General features: G+C 61.5%; 3 protein-coding genes. 2 read left to right on the top strand and 1 reads right to left on the bottom strand.

The genetic code is table 11. The annotated features are described in order from the left end of the window. On the bottom strand, window positions 1-850 hold an 850-nt coding region (locus tag AC1DUU_RS27890; protein ID WP_476786588.1), incomplete at its 3' end, for an SLC5/6 family protein. Between the two features lie 237 nt (window positions 851-1,087). Between AC1DUU_RS27890 and mscL the strand changes: the two genes are divergently transcribed. Together mscL and AC1DUU_RS27880 are read left to right on the top strand one after the other, a co-directional pair. After that, window positions 1,088-1,507, top strand: coding sequence for a large conductance mechanosensitive channel protein MscL (mscL, locus tag AC1DUU_RS27885; RefSeq protein WP_476786587.1), 420 nt, complete (start codon window positions 1,088-1,090; stop codon window positions 1,505-1,507). A gap of 125 nt (window positions 1,508-1,632) precedes the next feature. After that, the gene (locus tag AC1DUU_RS27880) at window positions 1,633-2,799 is read left to right on the top strand and encodes a pyridoxal phosphate-dependent aminotransferase (RefSeq protein ID WP_476786586.1); all 1,167 of its coding nucleotides are present in this window, start codon (window positions 1,633-1,635) and stop codon (window positions 2,797-2,799) included. Window positions 2,800-2,954: the final 155 nt, after the last annotated feature.

Here is a 2,954-nt window from a genome sequence, read left to right as displayed (position 1 = left end):
AGGTTGCTGTGCGCAATTCGCTTTCGCTGCGGTTTTCGACGATCATGACGTAGAATTGGCGCGGCAGCATGATGATCGCAAAGCCGCTGATGATGGTCACCACCAGCCATGTGCCAAGCGAGGTGCTGTAGCCCATGGCGTCGCCGACCTGTTCGGTGGCGGCGAAGCTCTCCAGCATGTCGCCGGGACCGTCGAATAGGGAGAAGGTGACGAACAGCCCAACCGCGAGGAACGCGACCAGCTTGACGATCGACTCGACCGCGACTGCCAGCACCAGTCCATTCTGATGCTCGGTGGCGTCGGCATGGCGGGTGCCGAACAAGGTGGCAAACAGGGCAAGCAGCAATGCCACGACCAGCGAGATGTCGCTGATGAAGGGGTCGAAGGAGGGTGGGAAGCCGGTGTAGTGCTCGACCATCAGGCTGACCGAACCGGAGATCGCCTTGAGCTGGAGCGCTATGTAAGGGATGGCGCCGACAGTGGCGATCAAGGTTGCGATGGAGGCGACGGCGAAACTCTTGCCGTAGCGCGCGCCCAAAAAGTCGGCGATCGAGGTGATCTTTTCGGCCTTGGCCAGCTTGATGATGCGGCTGAGCAGCGGGAAGCCGAACATGAAGACCAGAACCGGGCCGATATAGATGGCGAGGAATTCGAGCCCGCGCTCGGAGGCGAGCCCGACCGAGCCGAAGAAGGTCCAGGACGTGCAGTAGATGGCAAGGCTGAGCGCATAGATGAACGGGCGTGGCCGGCCTGGACCCAGGCTCGCGGTCCTGCGGTCGCCGATGCTCGCGATGGCGAACAAAAACGTGACATAGGCAATGGCGATGAAGACGACGGCCAGGCCCTGCACTGCTAATTCTCGCTCCCTTGGAAGACCTATCGCCTCCAAGGTGAGGCAATCACAGCTTGGCGGGCAAGTCTATTATCCTTGTCTCCTACATGCAGCCGGAAGGTTGCAGGACGCGGCCATTGTGGGCGACCATATTGGCGGGTTTTGCAACCGACAGTTTTTGTTATTGTGGCAGCAATTGGCGGCAGGCAGGGTGTCGCGATTCGCCGTCTCGCAGATCACGACAAGGAGAGTTCTATGCTCAAGGAATTCCAGGAGTTCATTTCCAAAGGCAATGTGATGGATCTCGCCGTCGGCGTGATCATCGGTGGCGCCTTCGGGCTGATCGTTTCGTCGCTGGTGGCCGATATCATCATGCCGATCGTTGGCGCGGTCTTCGGCGGCTTCGATTTCTCCAACTACTTCCTGCCGCTGTCGTCTTCGGTCACTGCCACGAACCTTGTGGAAGCCAAGAAGCAGGGCGCAGTCTTCGCCTATGGCAACTTCTTCACGGTGGTCATCAACTTCGCCATCCTGGCCTGGATCATCTTCCTGATGGTCAAGGGCGTGAACACCTTGCGCCGCAAGCTGGAATCGGAAAAGGCAGCGGAGCCGGCCGCGACGCCCGCTGACGTCGTGCTGCTCACCGAGATCCGCGATCTGCTTGCCAAGAAGTAACGGTTGAGCCGTTATCTGGCTGGCATGCTGAAAAACCCCCGGCTGGCTGGACCGCCGGGGGTTCTTTCGTTGGAGCGGGCGCGCTAGGACTTGCAGCCGAAACAGACATTCAACCTGGGATGATCATGAGCCTTATAGATATGGTTCGCGCCGAGGCCCGCCTCGCGCCCGTCAGCGGCATCGAGGCGGTGGCAAATTACGGGCGCGACCGCGCTGGCCTCATTCCGCTGTGGGCCGGCGAAGGCGACATGCCGACGCCCGACTTCATCAGCTCGGCCGCAGCGCGTGGCCTCGCCAATGGCGAAACCTTCTACACCTGGCAGGCCGGCATCCCTGAACTGCGGCAAGCACTCGCCCGCTATCACAAGCGCCATTTCGGCATGGACTTTGCCGAGGACGAATTCATCGTCACCATCGGCGGCATGCAGGCGATCACCATGGCGCTGCAAGTGGCGGTGGGTGCTGGCGATGAAGCGCTCTATCTCGCGCCGGCCTGGCCAAACTTCGCTGGTGCGGCGGTGGTTGCCGGCGTCAAGCCGGTGCCGGTGCTGCTCGACATGGCCGACAATGGCTGGAGCTGCGATATCGAAAAGATCGCCGCCGCCATTACCCCGCGCACCAAGGCGATCTTCGTCAACACGCCGTCCAACCCGACCGGCTGGACCGCCGATCGCGAGACGCTGAAGGCCATCTTGGATCTGGCGCGCAAGAACAACCTCTGGATCATCGCCGACGAGATTTATGCGCTGTTTCATTTCGGCGGGCACCGCGCGGCCTCGTTCATGGACATCATGGATCCGGAAGACAAGATCCTGTTCGTCAACACCTTCTCCAAGAACTGGGCGATGACTGGCTGGCGCGTTGGCTGGCTGCGTTCGCATCCTTCGCTCAGCCGCACCTTCGAAAACCTCGTCCAGTATTCGACGTCGGGCGTGGCGCAGTTCATGCAGCGCGGCGCGATCGCAGCCCTCGACGAAGGCGACGATTTCATCGCCTCGCAGGTCGAACGTGCCCAGCAGGCGCGCGATATCGTCTGCAAGGTCCTGGGCGATACCGGCAAAGCCCGCTTCAGCGTGCCGCCGGGTGCATTCTACCTGTTCTTTTCCGTGGACGGCATGAAGGACGCCGAGGCGGCCGCCTTCGACATCGTCGACAAGGCTGCCGTTGGCGTTGCGCCCGGAACGGCATTCTGCGCCGGTGGAGAGGGCTTTCTGCGCTTGTGCTTCCACCGCCGCCTCGACCAGGTCGAGGAAGCTTCGCACCGGCTGGCGAAGTGGATCAACGCGCGGTAGGCGGATAGGTCGCTGACGAAGCGGCGGCGAAGGATTGCCACGAAGTGCGTCCTTCGAGGCTCGCCCGCCGACTTTTACTCTAGCTTTACAATGCTGTAGCTGGCTCGCACCTCAGGATGAGGACCATTGGCGCCAACAGTCCTCATCCTGAGGTG

Source organism: Aminobacter sp. P4_H6_2, from assembly GCF_056400805.1.
The sequence above is the reverse complement of the archived record's forward strand: the minus strand, read 5'-3'. Positions and strand labels throughout refer to the sequence as shown.